General features: G+C 38.5%; 16 protein-coding genes and 1 riboswitch. Of the genes, 5 read left to right on the top strand and 11 right to left on the bottom strand.

All coding sequences use genetic code 11. The annotated features are described in order from the left end of the window. Positions 1-377 precede the first annotated feature (377 nt). The 3 genes from PVA17_RS18305 (at position 378) to nspC (ending at position 3,220) form a co-directional block, all read left to right on the top strand. The gene (locus tag PVA17_RS18305) at positions 378-584 is read left to right on the top strand and encodes a hypothetical protein (RefSeq protein ID WP_132356620.1); all 207 of its coding nucleotides are present in this window, start codon (positions 378-380) and stop codon (positions 582-584) included. A 270-nt stretch (positions 585-854) separates the two neighbouring features. Next, positions 855-2,084 carry a saccharopine dehydrogenase family protein gene (locus PVA17_RS18310; RefSeq protein WP_132356621.1) on the top strand — a complete coding sequence of 410 codons (1,230 nt, stop codon included), beginning with the start codon at positions 855-857 and terminating at the stop codon, positions 2,082-2,084. Continuing rightward, the gene (gene nspC / locus PVA17_RS18315; protein ID WP_132356622.1) at positions 2,081-3,220 is read left to right on the top strand and encodes a carboxynorspermidine decarboxylase; all 1,140 of its coding nucleotides are present in this window, start codon (positions 2,081-2,083) and stop codon (positions 3,218-3,220) included. Before PVA17_RS18310 ends, nspC begins: the two co-directional genes overlap by 4 nt. Before the next feature lie 42 nt (positions 3,221-3,262). Here the strand turns inward: nspC and PVA17_RS18320 are convergent, their stop codons facing one another. The 3 genes from PVA17_RS18320 to PVA17_RS18330 form a co-directional block, all read right to left on the bottom strand. Beyond that, positions 3,263-4,150, bottom strand: a complete 888-nt coding sequence (locus tag PVA17_RS18320; protein WP_274068509.1) for an amidase — start codon at positions 4,148-4,150, stop codon at positions 3,263-3,265. A gap of 42 nt (positions 4,151-4,192) precedes the next feature. Next, positions 4,193-4,281, bottom strand: a riboswitch (cyclic di-GMP riboswitch). Positions 4,282-4,613: 332 nt separating this feature from the next. Next, a complete protein-coding gene (locus PVA17_RS18325) occupies positions 4,614-5,102 on the bottom strand; it encodes a chemotaxis protein CheW (RefSeq protein WP_132356624.1) in 489 nt (162 codons plus the stop codon). Between the two features lie 25 nt (positions 5,103-5,127). Then, on the bottom strand, positions 5,128-6,243 hold the full coding sequence (locus PVA17_RS18330) for a M20/M25/M40 family metallo-hydrolase (RefSeq protein ID WP_132356625.1): 1,116 nt from the start codon (positions 6,241-6,243) through the stop codon (positions 5,128-5,130). 230 nt (positions 6,244-6,473) lie between these two features. Between PVA17_RS18330 and PVA17_RS18335 the strand changes: the two genes are divergently transcribed. After that, positions 6,474-6,779, top strand: a complete 306-nt coding sequence (locus tag PVA17_RS18335; RefSeq protein WP_274068510.1) for a hypothetical protein — start codon at positions 6,474-6,476, stop codon at positions 6,777-6,779. A gap of 98 nt (positions 6,780-6,877) precedes the next feature. Here PVA17_RS18335 and PVA17_RS18340 read toward each other — a convergent pair whose 3' ends face one another. The 3 genes from PVA17_RS18340 to mce form a co-directional block, all read right to left on the bottom strand. Further along, positions 6,878-7,837 (bottom strand): coiled-coil domain-containing protein, encoded by a 960-nt coding sequence (locus tag PVA17_RS18340; RefSeq protein ID WP_274068511.1) that lies wholly within the window; start codon positions 7,835-7,837, stop codon positions 6,878-6,880. Positions 7,838-7,980: 143 nt separating this feature from the next. Continuing rightward, on the bottom strand, positions 7,981-9,528 hold the full coding sequence (locus PVA17_RS18345; RefSeq protein ID WP_274068512.1) for an acyl-CoA carboxylase subunit beta: 1,548 nt from the start codon (positions 9,526-9,528) through the stop codon (positions 7,981-7,983). A 5-nt stretch (positions 9,529-9,533) separates the two neighbouring features. Continuing rightward, complete coding sequence (gene mce / locus PVA17_RS18350; RefSeq protein ID WP_132356629.1) at positions 9,534-9,947, bottom strand: methylmalonyl-CoA epimerase; 414 nt, start codon at positions 9,945-9,947, stop codon at positions 9,534-9,536. Positions 9,948-10,072: 125 nt separating this feature from the next. Between mce and prli42 the strand changes: the two genes are divergently transcribed. Next, the gene (gene prli42 / locus PVA17_RS18355; protein WP_156304613.1) at positions 10,073-10,168 is read left to right on the top strand and encodes a stressosome-associated protein Prli42; all 96 of its coding nucleotides are present in this window, start codon (positions 10,073-10,075) and stop codon (positions 10,166-10,168) included. A gap of 20 nt (positions 10,169-10,188) precedes the next feature. On the opposite strand, the gene PVA17_RS18360 is transcribed toward prli42, so the two are convergent. The 5 genes from PVA17_RS18360 to PVA17_RS18380 form a co-directional block, all read right to left on the bottom strand. Next, positions 10,189-11,166: an aromatic acid exporter family protein gene (locus PVA17_RS18360; protein ID WP_274068513.1), complete on the bottom strand. Its 978-nt coding sequence runs from the start codon at positions 11,164-11,166 to the stop codon at positions 10,189-10,191. Positions 11,167-11,731: 565 nt separating this feature from the next. After that, entirely contained in the window at positions 11,732-12,172 is a 441-nt protein-coding gene (locus PVA17_RS18365) for a BrxA/BrxB family bacilliredoxin (protein WP_274068514.1), read from the bottom strand. A 135-nt stretch (positions 12,173-12,307) separates the two neighbouring features. After that, positions 12,308-13,399: a methylmalonyl Co-A mutase-associated GTPase MeaB gene (meaB, locus tag PVA17_RS18370; protein WP_132356631.1), complete on the bottom strand. Its 1,092-nt coding sequence runs from the start codon at positions 13,397-13,399 to the stop codon at positions 12,308-12,310. Continuing rightward, positions 13,399-15,552: a methylmalonyl-CoA mutase gene (gene scpA, locus PVA17_RS18375; protein WP_132356632.1), complete on the bottom strand. Its 2,154-nt coding sequence runs from the start codon at positions 15,550-15,552 to the stop codon at positions 13,399-13,401. Before scpA ends, meaB begins: the two co-directional genes overlap by 1 nt. Beyond that, positions 15,549-17,252, bottom strand: a complete 1,704-nt coding sequence (locus tag PVA17_RS18380; protein ID WP_274068515.1) for a methylmalonyl-CoA mutase family protein — start codon at positions 17,250-17,252, stop codon at positions 15,549-15,551. Before PVA17_RS18380 ends, scpA begins: the two co-directional genes overlap by 4 nt. Between the last annotated feature and the right edge of the window lie 111 nt (positions 17,253-17,363).

Raw genomic sequence — 17,363 nt, forward strand, 5'->3', positions numbered from 1 at the left:
GGTTTAGCGGCGTTCTTTGCTTGGTTGGCAGCGCAATTCTATGGTTTAGCGGCGTTCTTTGTGTGGTTGGCGGCGAAACTCAAAGTTTTAGCGGCGAATTCCAATGTTAGATGTAAAATTTAGGAAAACTAAAATCAAGGTTGAAAAACTTCGTATAAAATTTTACACAATATTAAGGACTTGACACTTGGACATGCTTTCCGACGCTAAGACTTGGATTTCCCACGCTAACTCTTGCCTTTCCAACGCTAAATCATGCTTTTCCGTCGCTTAGTCAATCCCCAGATAAAAAATGTATTGGATAAAGTTCTGAATTGTGAGATAATTGAAGTGATTTTTCATTTTTGGGAGAACATGTAAATTGGAGGGCTTGTGCTATGAATAAACGATTTCATTTTGTATCGCTTATTATTGGAAATTTGTTAACACTAGGAGCTATTTTCATTTACGCTATGCAAAGTCAAGTAGATGTGGCCATCAGCACATATGCCCTTGTGATGGGGTTTTTAAGCACTTTACTACTGATCTTTTTTTATTTATGGGGGGATGAAAAACAACAAATATCGAATCGTTTTTTTAAATAACTCGGGTGGTTTTAGATTACTTGAAGTCCCCCAGATTTTCCCAAACGCTGCCATTGAACAAAAATGATTTTCCCTTTTCTACATCAGAGTTAAGGGAATTTTTTTCACGAAATGCTTCTTTTTCCGTGGCATTCCCCTCTGAATACGTTACATTATTGTTGAAAAATAAAAAATTTTGTGGAAAATTTAAAAAGAATGATTGAGTAGTAATTCAATTTTCTGTATAATCAGCTTGTTTGACAATACTTATATGAATTTGGGGGTAGACAATTGGGTAAAGCATTGATTATAGGAGCTGGCGGAGTAGCCAGCGTTGTGGTACACAAGTGTGTTCAAAATTCGGACGTGTTTGAGGAGATTTGTATCGCAAGTAGAACTGTTTCAAAATGTGACGCTCTAAAAGAAAAACTAGATGGCGGAAAAACAAAGATTCATACCGCACAGGTAGACGCAGACAATACGGAAGAGGTTATTGAGCTAATTAAAGCCTTCGGGCCAGAAGTTGTTATTAATGTAGCACTACCTTATCAAGACTTAACGATTATGGATGCTTGCTTAGCGACAGGTGTACACTATGTGGATACTGCAAACTACGAGCCACCTGAAACGGCAAAATTTGAATATAAATGGCAATGGGCTTATAAAGAGAAGTTCGAAAAAGCTGGTTTAACTGCTTTACTTGGTAGCGGTTTTGATCCAGGTGTAACGGGCGTTTTTACAGCTCATGCACAAAAACATGAATTTGACGAAATCCACTACATAGATATTGTGGATGCAAATGCCGGTGACCACGGTTACCATTTCGCTACAAACTTCAACCCAGAAATCAACATTCGTGAAATTACTGCGAATGGTCGTTACTGGAAAGAAGGCGAGTGGATTGAAACTGCACCACTTGAGAAAAAAGAGGTTTATAACTTACCAGAAATCGGACCAAAAGATATTTATCTTTTATACCATGAAGAACTAGAGTCACTTGCTAAAAATATTAAAGGCTTAAAGCAAATCCGCTTCTGGATGACATTCTCTGAAAAATACTTAACACATTTAAAAGTATTAGAGAATGTTGGTATGACTTCTATTGAGCCGATTGAATTTGAAGGACAAATGATTCAACCAATTCACTTCCTGAAAGCTGTACTACCTGATCCAGCATCACTTGGACCACGTACAAAAGGAAAAACGAATATCGGTTGTATCATTCGCGGTCTAAAAGATGGTAAAGAAAAAACATATTATGTCTACAATGTGTGTGACCACGAGGAATGCTATAACGAGGTTGGTTCACAGGCAATTTCCTACACAACAGGTGTACCAGCAATGATTGGTGCAATGCTTGTGATGAACGGTCAATGGCGTAAACCTGGCGTTTGGAATGTCGAAGATTTCAATCCAGATCCATTCATGGATGCACTAAATAAATGGGGTCTACCATGGCAAGAAAGCCATAACCCAGAATTACTTGACCTAGAGTTAGATGCAAAGGAATTAAGTCGATGAAGCCAATTGATTTCTCAAAAGTTCCATCCCCTTCTTATGTAGTGGATGAACGATTATTAACAAAAAATCTAGAACTTTTAAAATCAATTCAAGATCGCACAGGTTGCCGCATTTTACTTGCCTTAAAAGGGTTTTCAATGCATTCAACATTCCCATTAGTAGGTGAATATTTAGCAGGAATTACGTCTAGCTCATTATTTGAAGCTCGACTCGGCTATGAAAAAATGGGCAAAGAAGTTCATGTCTATGCACCAGCTTACGTCGAACATGAAATGGACGAGCTTCTTGGCTATGTTGATCATATTGTGTTTAATTCATTTAACCAATGGAATCAATATAAGGACAAAGTAAAGTCTGCTAATAAAACAATTGAATGTGGTATTCGTATTAATCCTGAGTACTCAGAAATTGAAACCGCACTTTACGACCCTTGCTACACGAATTCTCGTCTTGGCACAACATTAGCCAACTTCGACAAGTCACAGCTTGACGGTATTGATGGCTTACACTTCCATGCAATGTGTGAGCAAAACTCAGATACGTTAGAGCGTATTATACAAGTTGTCGAAGAAAAATTTGGTGATGTTTTACATCAAATGACATGGTTAAACTTTGGTGGAGGTCACCATATCACTCGTGAGGATTATGATGTAGAAAAGCTTGTGAATATTATTAATTACATTCAAGACAAGTATAACCTTCTCGTCTATTTAGAGCCAGGTGAAGCTGTTGCACTTAATACAGGCTATTTAGTAGCAACTGTTCTCGATGTACAGAAAAACGGTATGGACCTAGCAATTTTAGATACCTCGGCAACTTGCCATATGCCAGATGTTCTAGAAATGCCATACCGCCCAATGATTATTGGCTCTGGTCAACCAAATGAGCTAGCTTACACATATCGTCTAGGCGGGCTTACTTGTCTGGCTGGTGATGTAATTGGTGATTATTCATTTGAACAGCCTTTACAACCAGGCGATCGTCTAGTATTTACAGATATGGCACATTACTCAATGGTGAAAAATCATATGTTTAATGGCGTAAATCTTCCATCAATCGTTTCTTATAACGATGAAGAAGGCATTAAAGTCATTCGTGAATTTAAATTCGAAGACTATAGCGGCCGACTTTCATAAGGCAAAGAAAATCCTCTCCAACTTAATGCTGGAGAGGATTTTTTACGGCTGCATATTCATCCAACTATCGACATGATGAATGGCAAAACCATTATAACTTTTTTTATTGGCATAATGTTGATGAACTTGTGCTAACTGTTTGTTCATATAGGCTTCTCCATCATCATAAAAGGTAATATTATTCCCTTCATCAGTGGCTCCTGTTTCCACACCAATAACAATTGACTTTTTTACTTTTTTTGCATAGTTTATTTCATGTTCAACGATATTAATAATGTCTTTAGCAGCATCCCGATAAGCCATTATTGAAACACTTTCAACTTGGTCAATTACCCAGTCAGCTAATAAACCTTTACCAAATTGGTTTTTGTAAGTAATTTCATCAAACCAAAATGGCATATCAACTTCCAATGGCAATAGTAATCGGTCGGTATCCCCTTTCGCTCTAGTAACAAGCGCTTGATAGGATTCAATCGTTTTCGCTTGATTCGAGCTCCAACCACTATTTAAATAGGGCTCTACATCAAGATGAACGCCAGAAAATTGCTCTGTTGTTGCTGCATTTTCATTATATGTTTGTAACCAATCAAATAGCTGGTCCTGCATTTTAAAGCCCTCTGTTGAAACCCAACTTGCAGAACCATCTAACGCATATACTTTTATCCCTTTTGCCGTTGCTTTATCGATAAAACCTTTGTAATAATTACTTGCTATATCACTATTAATTTGTAAATATAATTTATTAACTTGTTTGCTTTCTAAAAATGAAAGTACTCCTGATTCATCTTCAACAATCTTTGCCGTGTCCCATAACCAAGTAGCCCTATCCTGCATGGCCATTGCGTCTACCTTTCCCATTGTTAATCCTAGCGTACTTATAATTGCTACTATAAAAACAATGATTGCTTTTGATAGTGAATGACTTCCCACATTTACATCTCCATTCTATTGGCCGAGGCTCATAGAACAGAACCTGGCAACCTGACAATCATGCACTAAAATAGTGTTTAGACTCATTGCTTTGCGTCCTTCCCTTTCGGTGAAGTTTGCCTTTTACAGTAGTTTTCTTACCATACATAATACGATGTTAGTATGGATATGTCAGTAGGTAAATCGCATAATTTTATTGATAACTTTCAAATATATACATATGAACACAGGTTATTTTTACTATATTAGAAATAAGTAATTTATGTTACTAACTTGTAGCGATTGAAAAATCGTGGATGGAAGAGCTAGTCGGAACGAAAATCAACGACACGTTTTGGTGATAAGCTTAATATTCGGCAGAGGTATTCCGCTTCATTTTAATAAAGCTATTTAAAAAGAAAGACAGAATCACATATATGTAATTCTGTCCCCAATATTAACTATGAAATAATCATACAAAAACTTATGCCTCTACGTTTTCTTTTTCATTTTCAAGCATTTTGTGTAAATAATTTATTATTTCACGTATACCTTCTAATGAATTCACAAGTATCTTCGGGTCAACGTAGGTGATCATACGATTTTCAAGATTAGCCACAGCTGTAAAATAGCGTGTTTTTGAATAATTAACAAGTCCCATTTGCTTTAATACCGACTCATCAAAATCAAGAATTTCACGAGCTTCTGTTACAAGTAATCCATAATTCACAACATCCGTGTTCAATACTATAATTCGTGCTGTTGTAGCATTAGAAGAACGATTATAAAGAATACGCTCAAAATCAAGCACAGGGACAAGCTCGCCACGAATTCTTGTGAAGCCTAGAAGATAATTAGGCAAGTGAGGAATCGGTGTTACTTGCTCTAACTTTTCAATCGAAATCGCTTGTTCCACGGGTACTGCGTATTCCTCTGTACCACAAGCAAAAACTACTGCCTTTACACTTTCCATGCGGTCACATCCTCGATTTTTGTAGTTATTTTTTCGCAGACTCTTTAATGATTTCAACAAGTAAATCCGCTAATTTTTCTAATTCTTCGACTGGGATTTTTTCATTTGTTGTATGAATGTCCTCGTATCCAACAGAAAGATTTACTGTAGGGATGCCGAAGCCCGCAATAACATTAGCATCGGAACCTCCGCCTGAAATACCAAGCTTTGGTGTACGATCGATGTTGTGTACAGCTGCCATTGCCACTTGCACAACTTTATCTGATTCTGTTACACGGAATCCAGGATACATTAGCTTCACTTCAACTTCAGCCTTCGCACCTAAAGAAGCCGCTACTTGCTCGAACGTCTCCTGCATATGCTTCGTTTGGGCATCTAGCTTCGCTTTGTCGATCGAACGAGCCTCCGCAAGAATCGTTACTTCGTCACAGACAATATTTGTTGCCTGACCACCCTCAAAGCGACCAATATTAGCTGTTGTTTCTTCATCTAATCGACCTAGCTTCATTTGTGCAATACATTTGGAAGCAACCGTAATCGCAGACACTCCTTTTTCTGGCGCGACACCAGCGTGTGCTGTTTTCCCAATTATTTTAACAGCAATTTTTGCTTGGAATGGAGCCGCTGTTACAATGCCTCCTACTTTGCCATCACTGTCTACAGCAAAGCCGTATTTCGCTTTAATTTTAGATGGATCTAACTCTTTAGCGCCAACGAGCCCACTTTCCTCGCCAGCTGTAATAATAAATTCAATATCACCATGTTCAATATTTTGCTCTTTTAAGCGTTTAGCCATTTCAAATAATGCGGCAAGACCTGCTTTGTCATCCGCACCTAAAATCGTTGTACCATCCGAAACGATATAACCATCTTCACGAAGAGATGGTTTAATCCCTTTACCTGGGACAACTGTATCCATATGAGAAGTAAAATAAATTGGGTCAATATCTAATGAACCCTTTAGCGTAGCAAGTATATTACCTGCTCCATGCCCGTTACGAGTATGTGCATCATCTTGTTCTACTGTAAAACCGAGTGCTGTTAATTTGTCGATTAAAATCGGCGCAATCACTTCTTCATGTTTTGTTTCTGAATCGATTTGTACGAGCTCAAAAAACTCTTCTACTAAACGACTTGTCATGTTGTAGGACTCCCTTAGTTTACGTGTTTATCCACGTCATAGTTATCTTCTATATTTTAGCATACTGCTGCGTTTGGTAAAATAAAACGATTACATTGTTTTTCAATTGATGGCAATAATTATCCTGTTCCATTCAATTCGCAAATTATAGACGGGTAATTTTTAGCTAACTAGAAATTTATGTTAAAATATTTTATAGATTATTCACGTCAATTTTAAGGAGCGGTGCCTTGAAGAAAAAAGTGATAATTATTGTTTCTTTGTTGGTTATATTTATATTGTTGCATTCGACACCAAGTATGGCATTAAGAACACATATATTTTTAATGGGTTATCCAAAAGTCGCAATTTCTTCAGAGATTACTGAAGATAAAGAACATAATGCAGTAGATCAAGATAAATTTGCTGCATTAAATGCCAAAGCCTACACCCTAACAGATCCTCCAATCGAAAAAGCTACTCATGGCGAATTAAGAAACTTTCTTGTGAGGAAATTTGGATTTTTGCATTTTGCAGAATACTACGGAGATACTTAATAACCTTCGTGGGGACTTTACAAAAAAACGCTCAGAGTATTGAGCGTTTTTTCTGCTTTTTATGTTATTACTAATTTACCGTTAAAGGGAGAGTCTTTTCACAGATTACTTTGAAAAATCGCTTCTGTTTCTTTATGTAGGGACTGCAAATAGCCATCTGCCTTATTATGTTTATCCTGTAGACGCAAGATCGTATTATGGACATCATCTTGTACACGAGAAACCTGCTCTCTAGCGGTAGATATTTTAGAATGGACAGACCAAGCTGAAAAAATATCATCAAAGAAATAGTCCGCAAATTTTACAAATCCATCTGTTTCAACTGCTAACGATTTCGTTGACATATCTTGTACATCCAGTAGTTCATTTTGGAAGCGCTGTAATGCAATTTGAGCATTATGGAGATAATTTTCGGACTCATCAAGTGCATCATGCTTTAAATGTGTAGCAATGAGACCTCCACCAAAAAACGTATCCCATGCTGAGTAACCACTTGCAGAATGCAAGGACTCTGCAGCTTGTCCAAGCTTAGTAAGCGCTGCTTCACCAGCTTCTTCCGCTTCCCCTATCTCTAAAATAAGTTGTTTCGTTAACATTTCTTCGTGCGCTAATTGTTCAAGCCTTTTTGCCTGTTCAGGCGCATGTATTTGTAAATAGCCTTTCTTTTGAGCATTTAATTGCTTTAAAACTTCATGCAACTCTTGTTCGTTAATTTGAGTAAGTTTACTGTTTATGTGCCGTAAATCATCTGTCAAATCAAGTTCCATCTTCTTTGCTTCATTTATTTTCAATTCAAGAATAGCTGCTTCATCAATTTTTTCTGCAAGTAGCTCATCTTGTTGCCCTGCCCACGTACGAATCATATTCATAAAAGAAAAACCTTCTAACTTATCGAGTTTCAAACGAATTTGATTGAGTGCTTTAGAATGTTTGTAAATTTCCTGTTGTGCACGCTCGATTTGCCTTTCAATTAAATCCTTTTGTTCACTTAACCTACTAGCAGTTCTTAATTGTGCATGAATCATTTCTTGCTCTTTTTGTAATTGTTTCCATTCCATCCATCTCAACTCCTCTTATATATATGTACGAATGAAAACAGGAAATGTTTCAATTATCTGTTATTTTCATTAGATCTTTTATTATCAAATGTTCGAAAAAAGAAAGCCTAGAAATCCCAAAGGATACTAGGCTTGTACAATTTTTATAGAGGAATGTTTCCGTGCTTTTTCTCTGGACGTGTTTCATGTTTGTTCGCTAACATATCTAGCCCTTGAATTAGCTTAATACGTGTATCACGTGGATCAATAACATCGTCTACCATACCGCGAGATGCCGCCACGTATGGATTTGCGAATTTCTCTTTATATTCTTCAATTTTCGCTGCACGTGTTGCTTCTGGATCTTCCGATTTTGCAATTTCACGCGCGAAAATAATGTTAGCTGCACCTGCCGCACCCATAACAGCAATTTCTGCGTTAGGCCAAGCAAATACTAAGTCTGCCCCAATTGATTTCGAATTAAGGGCAACGTACGCACCACCATATGCTTTACGCAGAATCACTGTGATTTTTGGTACTGTTGCTTCTGAGTATGCATAAAGGATTTTTGCTCCGTGACGAATGATACCGCCATGCTCTTGTTTAACGCCTGGGAAGAAACCAGAAACGTCTTCAAATGTGATGATTGGTATATTATAAGCATCACAAGTACGAATAAAACGAGCAGCTTTGTCTGAAGAGTCAATATCTAATCCACCAGCTAATACTTTAGGTTGGTTACATACAAGACCAACTGATTCCCCAGCAATACGCGCAAAACCAACTACAACGTTTTTCGCGAATTCTGCATGAACTTCCATAAATGAGTCTTCGTCCACTATTTGCTCGACTACTTTTCGTACATCATAAGGACGAGTTGTTTCGATCGGTACAGTATCCACGATTTCCGGACGATAGTCATCACCCTCTGGACGTGCCTGACGAGGAGCTTTTTCTTTATTATTTTGTGGTAAGTAGCTTAATAGCTTCTTAATTTGATCAATAGCTTCTTCTTCAGATGGTGCGCGGAAGTGTGCATTACCACTTACAGCGTTGTTTACTTTTGAACCACCTAAATCTTCAGCAGAGATTTTTTCACCTGTTACTGTTTCAATAACTTTCGGTCCTGTAATAAACATTTGAGATGTCTTATCAACCATTAGAATGAAGTCTGTAATTGCTGGTGAATATACCGCCCCACCAGCACATGGTCCCATGATAACTGAGATTTGAGGAATTACCCCAGAGTAGATTGCATTACGGTAGAAAATATGACCATAACCATCAAGTGAAAGTACACCCTCTTGAATACGAGCGCCACCTGAATCATTAATACCGATAAATGGTGTACCATTTTTTGCAGCTAAATCCATCACTGTTGCCATTTTTTTTGCGTGCATTTCACCAAGTGCTCCACCAAATACTGTGAAATCTTGAGAGAATAAGTATACTGGACGTCCATTAATTTTACCGAAACCAGTTACTACACCATCACCAGGGCCTTCCATCTTGTCCATGCCAAAGTCTACTGTACGGTGTGTAATGAATGGGTTGATCTCGAAAAATGTACCTTCGTCTAGTAATAATTCAATACGCTCACGAGCAGTTAATTTGCCTTTATCATGTTGCTTCTCGATGCGCTCATAGCCGCCACCAAGTTCAATTACTGTCTTACGGTCATACAAGTCATTAATTTTGTCGAACATATCCATACTGATCACTTATCCCCTTTTCCACTTTTATCGCATAATTCATATAACACACCGAAAGATGATTTCGGATGCATGAAAGCAACTTCTGCACCACCAGCACCTGGTCCTGGCTCTTCAGATAAAAGACGGACGCCTTTTTCACGAAGCTCAGCCATACGCTCACGAATACCTGTTACACCGAAGGCTACATGATGGATACCTTCTCCACGTTTTTCGATGTATCCGTGAATAGTACTTTTTTCACTCATCGGTTCTAATAACTCAATTTTTACATTACCCGCATCAATGAATGCAACACGAACCTGTTGAGATTCTACTTCTTCCACTTTCAGCAGCTTTAGGCCTAAAGTTTCTGTATAATATGTAATGCGTTCATTAAGATCGCGGACTGCAATCCCAATATGATCTACTCTCTCCATGGTGACATCTCCTTCTGTTATGGTACATAATCTATTTTACAGACTTTTTCGTCAAAACTCTACTACTTGAGAAATTTTTCAGATTTGCTAAACTATTTATAAGAAAAGAAGGAGCGAACGAGCATATGAGTAATAAAAAATTTCAAAAAATTGTCGTTTATACGATGATAGCAATCATGGTAATTTCATCTCTAGCATTCGGCTTATCAATGCTAGTGTAATGGAAAGCTAGGCGTCCGCATTACTGCGGGCGCTCTTTCTTTACCTTTAAGCCCTTAAAAGACTGCTTAATTTCTAAATAGCGATCCATTTCCTCAATAAATTGATAGAGAGCTGCTTGTGCTAAAAATTGCTCATGATTTTTCGGCAAAGGTAATTGGGCGAAATCTAACTTTACCTGCTCTAACTTCTCCCTAAAATGACTAGCCGTATTTCCTGAATGAACATGCTCACCGAGGTCTTTTAAAAAGTCAGCGACGATTACTGCCTCTTGTACTATAACAGGAAGTGCCGTTATTTTCGGAAGAACCCTATCGATAATTTCTAGCTGCTGTTCACGCATATCAAAATACACGTAGTAGTCATTTTCTCGTCTCGTAAAATGATTTTCAACATCTTTAAACGCTAGGGATTTTGCACTATTCAATATTTTAATGGCGTCAATAATTTCCTGCCCATTCCACAATGTATCGCCTTCTCTTAAATAGTTGGCAATTTCTAAAAAAATCTTACTATAAAGCTCCTCAATTTTAACTCTATAGTAATTTAATTCCTTTTGAATGTCTGGCATATACATATTTATAGCTATTCCCGTACCATATCCAATTGCCATTAATGCGAATTCATTAGAAACTAGTGCCAATGAAAAGCTTTTGGCTGCATAAATATGCATGATAATTACTGCACTAGAAACAAAACCATCTGCAACCTTTAATGATACAATTGTTGGTATGAAAACGATCAGCATACCTGCTAATGTAAGCGGATGATAGGAAAATAGCTCAAAGCTCAAAAATGCATAAAGCATACCGATAATACTTGCGACGAATCGTGTATAAGCAGCATGAAGAGATTTTTTCTTCGTTGGCTGTACACATAATATTGTTAGAATACCAGCAGATGCATAAGAAGCTAATTCAAAGTATTGGGCAATGGCAATAGCGATTGCTGCACCAAAGGCCGTTTTTAATGTACGATAGCCGATTGAAAACTTCTTCAAGTCGACTGCCTCCTATCTTTTAGTACTCTAATTTTACATGCGTGTTGATTAGCCATATTTCATAAACATAGGCTCATACCATAATGTGTGGTTGATTTCCGTTCCGGCTGGGCGCTTTCCTGGGGGCGTCCGATGAGCCGCTTCACTCGCTTTGCTCGCTCCAGTGTCTCATCTGTGACGCTGATCCCCAAGGAGTCGCCCAACCTCCACTACAATCAACAATATTCATTAAATACGTTTTACAAATGTCATCACAACTTTTGGCGACGAGCGACAATTGAAGTAGTCCAAGAAACATAAAGGATTTCACCACAAATAATGCCCATTATCGCTTATCAACACACCTGTTAATTTTATTCATTTCGAATTTTAGATTATTCATTTAGCCAATATTACAAATATTCCGAACGTCAATTGGCCAGTATATTGAAAATAAAAGGAAGCTATAACACCATGCTAATCGAGGATCAATTAGCATGGCCCAGTAGTAAGCCACCGCAGATATTTTGTAGCTGCGGGGCAACCTACTTATAGAATAGCTTCTCTTTTAACTCTATGAATAAAATTAAAGTTCGTCGCAATATTCCTCAAAGTTTGCTTGTAAGTTTGTTACTACTGACATTGGGTCATGTCCCTCAATTTCATAGCGTCCAACTTCTGCTACTACTTGTCCATCCTTTAACAACACAAATGATGGGGAAGATGGTAAATGATCTTCACCGAAGTGATAACGAGCAGCTGCAGTTGCTTCTTTATCTTGACCAGCAAATACCGTTACAAGATGGTCTGGACGTTTATCGTAATGTACGCATTGTGCTGCTGCTGGACGTGCGATACCACCTGCACAGCCACATACTGAGTTTATCATGACTAAAGTTGTACCTGGACGAGCAAACGCCTCTTCAACAGCTTCTGGCGTGCGAAGTTGCTCATAACCAGCACCCTCAATTTCTGCACGTGCCGTTTTTAAAATTTCTTGCATAAATAAATCGTAATCCATATTCATATAGCGATAAGCTCCTTTCAAGTTCGCGTCATCTTAAACTAATAGCTTTAGATATTGGCGCATATACATCTCCTATCATAGCAGTTAGTGACGAATTTGTGCACCTAGTTGCTCATAACAAAGGTAATATTATTTCTATGATTGTTCGTCGCTAAACAAACGATCTACACCTTGTGTGACTGTCAACTGTCCATTTAAAATTTGACGTTCTAAAAGTTGTACCTGTGCTTTACGCTCTGGATTACCATAAAACATATCGATTAAATGGTCGGTAATCATCGATTGGAACCAATCTCTCGTCTGATTTTGGCGTCTAATTGACCAGTAATTATTTGCCTCAACGATTTGTCTGAACTCCCCTATTGTACGCCAGACTTTGTCGAGACCACGTTTTTCCCATGAGCTGACTGGCATTGCTGTGGACATCCATCCTGGGGTTGCCGGCTGTAAGAAATGTAAAATTTGCTTATACTCAGATACCGTTTTTTTAGCAAGACGAACATTATCACCATCAGCCTTATGAACAACAATGGCATCCGCTAATTCCATAATGCCCTTTTTCATGCCTTGTAGCTCGTCCCCGGCACCTGTTAAAACTAACAGCAAGAAGAAATCAACCATACCCCGGACATACGTTTCACTTTGTCCAACACCGACTGTTTCTATTAAAATGACATCGTAGCCAGCCGCTTCACAAACAAGCATCGTTTCACGTGTCTTCTTATGAACACCCCCTAGGGTACCAGCCGATGGAGAGGGACGAACAAATGCATTAGGCTTTTTCACGAGCTCCTCCATTCGAGTCTTATCGCCTAATATACTTCCTCCCGATAAAGAAGAGCTTGGATCAATCGCAAGGACTGCCACTTTTTTCCCCATCTCACAAAGCATCGTTCCGAAAGCCTCAATAAACGAACTCTTTCCGGCACCAGGAACGCCTGTGATCCCAATACGAACACTGTTCCCTGTATGTGGTAGAAGCTCTTGAAGAAGTTCTTGTGCTTGCACTTTATGTGTGGCATTTGAACTTTCAATGAGCGTAATAGCTTTTGACAAGTGTGTACGAGAGCTTGCACGCACTTCTTGTGCAAGCTCCTGAATGTTTAAATTGTCTGCTTTTTTCTTGCGGAATTTTTTCGGTGTACCATATTGCATCCCGTCGTGAGTTGCCTCTACTCCGTCCATAACAAATAGCGCACTTTCAGGCATTCCTTTGTTTTTGTCCATTATTCAGACACTTCCTCATAGCCTAAACGTTTATAAATCTCTTCAATAATCTTTTGTGCCGATACAGGTATAACTGTACCAGGTCCAAATATTGCTACTGCGCCAGCTTCATAAAGGAATTCATAATCTTGTGCTGGAATAACACCTCCAACAATAATAATGATATCTTCGCGGCCCAGTTTTTCTAACTCTGCTACTAATTCAGGAACAAGCGTTTTATGACCAGCTGCTAATGAAGATACACCAATGACATGAACATCATTTTCCACAGCCATTTGAGCTGCTTCTGCAGGTGTCATAAATAGTGGTGAAATATCTACATCGAAGCCTAAGTCAGCATACCCTGTTGCTACAACCTTCGCACCACGGTCATGTCCATCTTGTCCCATTTTCGCCACTAAAATACGTGGGCGACGACCTTCGTTTTCAAGGAACTCCTCAGTCATTTGTTTCATTTCAGCAATTTGCTCCTCATCTGAGAAGTTTGCAGAGTAAACACCAGAGATTGAACGAATTACTGCTTTATGGCGACCTGACACAACTTCGATTGCATCAGAAATTTCACCTAAAGAAGCACGAGCACGCGCTGCATCTACAGCTATCGCTAATAAGTTTTCTTCACCATCTTGCGCTGCTTTCGTTAATCGAGCTAGATGCTTTTGTACTTCTACTTCATCCCGGGCTGCCTTCATTGCTTCTAAACGTTCAATTTGCTTTTGACGAACTAATGTATTATCAATGTCGAGAATGTCGATCGGTTCTTCTTTTTCTAGACGATATTTATTTACACCTACGATTGTTTCTGTTTTAGAGTCGATTTTCGCTTGACGTTTTGCTGCTGCCTCTTCGACTTTCATTTTTGGGAGACCTGTTTCAATCGCTTTCGCCATACCGCCTAGTTCTTCGATTTCTTCAATTAATGCCCATGCAGATTTTGTAATTTCGTCTGTTAATTTTTCCACATAGTATGAACCACCCCAAGGATCAATAACTTTTGTCATTGCCGTTTCTTCTTGTAGGAACAGCTGGGTATTACGTGCAATACGTGCAGAGAAATCAGTTGGTAGAGCAATCGCTTCATCAAGTGCATTTGTGTGAAGAGATTGCGTATGCCCCATTGAAGACGCATTCGCTTCGATTAGTGTACGTGCCACATTATTAAACGGATCTTGCTCTGTTAAAGACCAACCAGATGTTTGTGAGTGTGTACGAAGTGCTAATGTCTTAGGGTTTTTCGGATTAAACGTTGACATCATTTGTGCCCAAATTCGGCGTGCAGCACGCATTTTTGCAACTTCCATATAATAGTTCATACCAATTGCCCAGAAGAATGATAGACGAGGAGCAAAGGCATCAATATCGATTCCAGCTTTTAGCCCTGTACGAACATATTCAAGACCATCTGCTAGTGTATAAGCAAGTTCGATGTCATTTGTTGCGCCCGCTTCTTGAATATGGTAACCAGAGATTGAAATTGAGTTGAATTTCGGCATATATTTCGCTGTATATTCAAAAATATCTGCAATAATTTTCATAGACATTGCTGGTGGATAAATATATGTGTTACGAACCATGTATTCTTTTAAAATATCGTTTTGAATGGTACCCGCTAATTGGTCTGGTGTAACGCCTTGCTCTTCAGCAGCAACGATATAAAATGCAAGAATTGGTAATACAGCACCATTCATTGTCATAGAAACTGACATTTGATCCAAAGGAATTTGATCAAATAAAATCTTCATATCTTCTACAGAGTCAATTGCAACACCAGCTTTACCAACATCCCCTGTTACACGAGGATGATCTGAGTCATAGCCACGGTGAGTTGCTAAGTCAAAGGCAACAGAAAGACCTTTTTGACCCATTGCTAGATTACGTTTGTAGAATGCATTTGATTCTTCAGCTGTTGAGAAACCAGCATATTGGCGAACAGTCCAAGGACGAGCAACATACATAGTAGGGTATGGACCGCGCGTATTTGGTGCAATACCTGCTACATCGTTTAAATGTTTTGCCTCTTTAATATCTTCTTTTGTGTATACATCTTTAATCTCGATACCTTCATTAGTCATAAATTTTTCTTCTGACGCTTGAGGCGCTTCGACTGCTAAAACTTTTTCGATTTCAACTGCACTAAAATTTGGCTTGCTCATCGTTGGACCTCCTTCATGCTAGCGAACACTGAATTTAATTTTTCGATGATGTTCTGTCCTGCGAAAATAAAGCCGTTTAAGCCATTTGCTAACCAAGCTTCTTCTTCGTCTTTAAATTTACCGGCAACGTCAACAATTACGTTAGCTGGTTTGCCCGCTAAAATTGCTGGTACTAATTCTTTTGTATCGTCATCATTACCTGCAATTACTACATATGTTGCTTCTGTAGCGTTTAACCAAGCTAATGCTTCTTCAGCTGTAGCAACTGGTTCGCTTTTTTCTGGTACTAGCCCTACAGTGTTTAAGAAACCTGACACGAAATCAGCACGTGGTTTTGAACTTTTAAGTGTACCTAATGATAAGATTCCTGTTTTCACATTTGCAGTAGTCATTACCGCACGTAATTGCTCAAAAGGTATAGCAATTCGCTTAATTTCTGCAAACACTGGGTTTGTTTCGCTTTCAAGTACATCTGCTGGATTAGCATAAATATTTGTACCTATTAATGATTGCTTACGCGTTTGTACCGCTTTGATACGAGCTTCATAGGATTTTTCTAGTTCCTCCGTAAGCTTTCCTGATGCAGTGTAAGCGTCAATACCTCCAGCTGCTTCAATTTCTAGGAATAATGCCCAAGCTTCCTTCACAAAATCTGCTGTTAATGACTCAATAAAGTAAGAACCACCAGCTGGGTCTATAACTTTTAAAACATTTGTTTCTTCTTTTAAGATTAACGATACATTTCGTGCAATACGAACCGATTGATCGGTTGGCTTCGTTAATGCATCATGAGGGTGAACTGTAAAGACATCCGCACCGCCAATTAAGCCAGAAAGAGCTTCATTCGCTGAACGTAATAAGTTTACATAAACATCCAGCTTAGAGAAGCTTCTTAATGATGTTTCAGCAATAGTTGGAACTTTTACGCTTTTAGATACTCCATAAGCGGATGAGAACGCTTTCCAAAGTACTTTAAAAGCACGGAGTTTTGCAATCTCTGTAAAGAACTGTGTATCGACTGCAAAAGATACATAAAATTTCTTCGCGAACGCTTCAAAGCTTTCTTCTTGTTTTGCGTATTTTGCGGCTAATGCAAGTGCATAGGCTAATTCTTGCACAGCATTTGCGCCTTCATTATGATAAACCGTCGTATCCGCACCGATTGAGCGCACGCTCGGGAAATCATTTAAAGAGATAGGATTTTTAGATACGATGAAACCTTTGATAGTTTCTCGCTGATTAACTGCTATTTTGTCGAACACTGCTAATAATGGATCATTTGAATTTTCAACCACAATTTTAAACGAATATTCTGAGAAATAAGTCCCTAATTGTACCAATACTTCTTCAGTCCATTCGAAATTTACACGGCTATCAATTGTTACTACTTCATTGCCTCGAGCTAAGCTATCATCCAGCTGTGCAAAAAATGCTTCACTAGTATCAGCATATATTTGCTGTGCCACTTGAAATGCTTCGTTATTTTGTAGGGAACGGATTGTAGCAACTTGTTTATCAAGTTCTTCACCAAGTTTTGCTACTAAACTTTCTTGGGTATAAAGAGGTTCTAATGTAATACCTTCACTCGTTTTCGTTAAAAGAGACTCGAATGGTTTCCCTTTTAAAGCCTTGATTGCTGCATCTTGCCATTCTGAATAGGACGGCTTTTCAAATTCAATATTTTTCATGTTGTTTGACATGCGGACGCTTAATCAGCTTCCCCCCTTAGTAGTTTCTATTTGTTATTCTACATGACAAATTGCGACTCGGAAAGCAAAAAAAAATCGGAAACCGTTATATAACAGGTTTCC

It is taken from the genome of Lysinibacillus sp. CNPSo 3705 (assembly GCF_028674935.1).
In the GTDB taxonomy this organism is placed as follows: Bacteria; Bacillota; Bacilli; order Bacillales_A; family Planococcaceae; genus Lysinibacillus.

Coding starts and splice junctions, on each gene's coding strand:
- PVA17_RS18305 (WP_132356620.1), top strand. CDS start 378: ATGAATAAACGATTTCATTTTGTATCGCTTATTATTGGAAATTTGTTA.
- nspC (WP_132356622.1), top strand. CDS start 2,081: ATGAAGCCAATTGATTTCTCAAAAGTTCCATCCCCTTCTTATGTAGTG.
- PVA17_RS18325 (WP_132356624.1), bottom strand. CDS start 5,102: ATGGAAAGTGTAAAGGCAGTAGTTTTTGCTTGTGGTACAGAGGAATAC.
- PVA17_RS18330 (WP_132356625.1), bottom strand. CDS start 6,243: ATGACAAGTCGTTTAGTAGAAGAGTTTTTTGAGCTCGTACAAATCGAT.
- PVA17_RS18340 (WP_274068511.1), bottom strand. CDS start 7,837: ATGGAATGGAAACAATTACAAAAAGAGCAAGAAATGATTCATGCACAA.
- PVA17_RS18345 (WP_274068512.1), bottom strand. CDS start 9,528: ATGGATATGTTCGACAAAATTAATGACTTGTATGACCGTAAGACAGTA.
- mce (WP_132356629.1), bottom strand. CDS start 9,947: ATGGAGAGAGTAGATCATATTGGGATTGCAGTCCGCGATCTTAATGAA.
- prli42 (WP_156304613.1), top strand. CDS start 10,073: ATGAGTAATAAAAAATTTCAAAAAATTGTCGTTTATACGATGATAGCA.
- PVA17_RS18365 (WP_274068514.1), bottom strand. CDS start 12,172: ATGAATATGGATTACGATTTATTTATGCAAGAAATTTTAAAAACGGCA.
- meaB (WP_132356631.1), bottom strand. CDS start 13,399: ATGGACAAAAACAAAGGAATGCCTGAAAGTGCGCTATTTGTTATGGAC.
- scpA (WP_132356632.1), bottom strand. CDS start 15,552: ATGAGCAAGCCAAATTTTAGTGCAGTTGAAATCGAAAAAGTTTTAGCA.
- PVA17_RS18380 (WP_274068515.1), bottom strand. CDS start 17,252: ATGTCAAACAACATGAAAAATATTGAATTTGAAAAGCCGTCCTATTCA.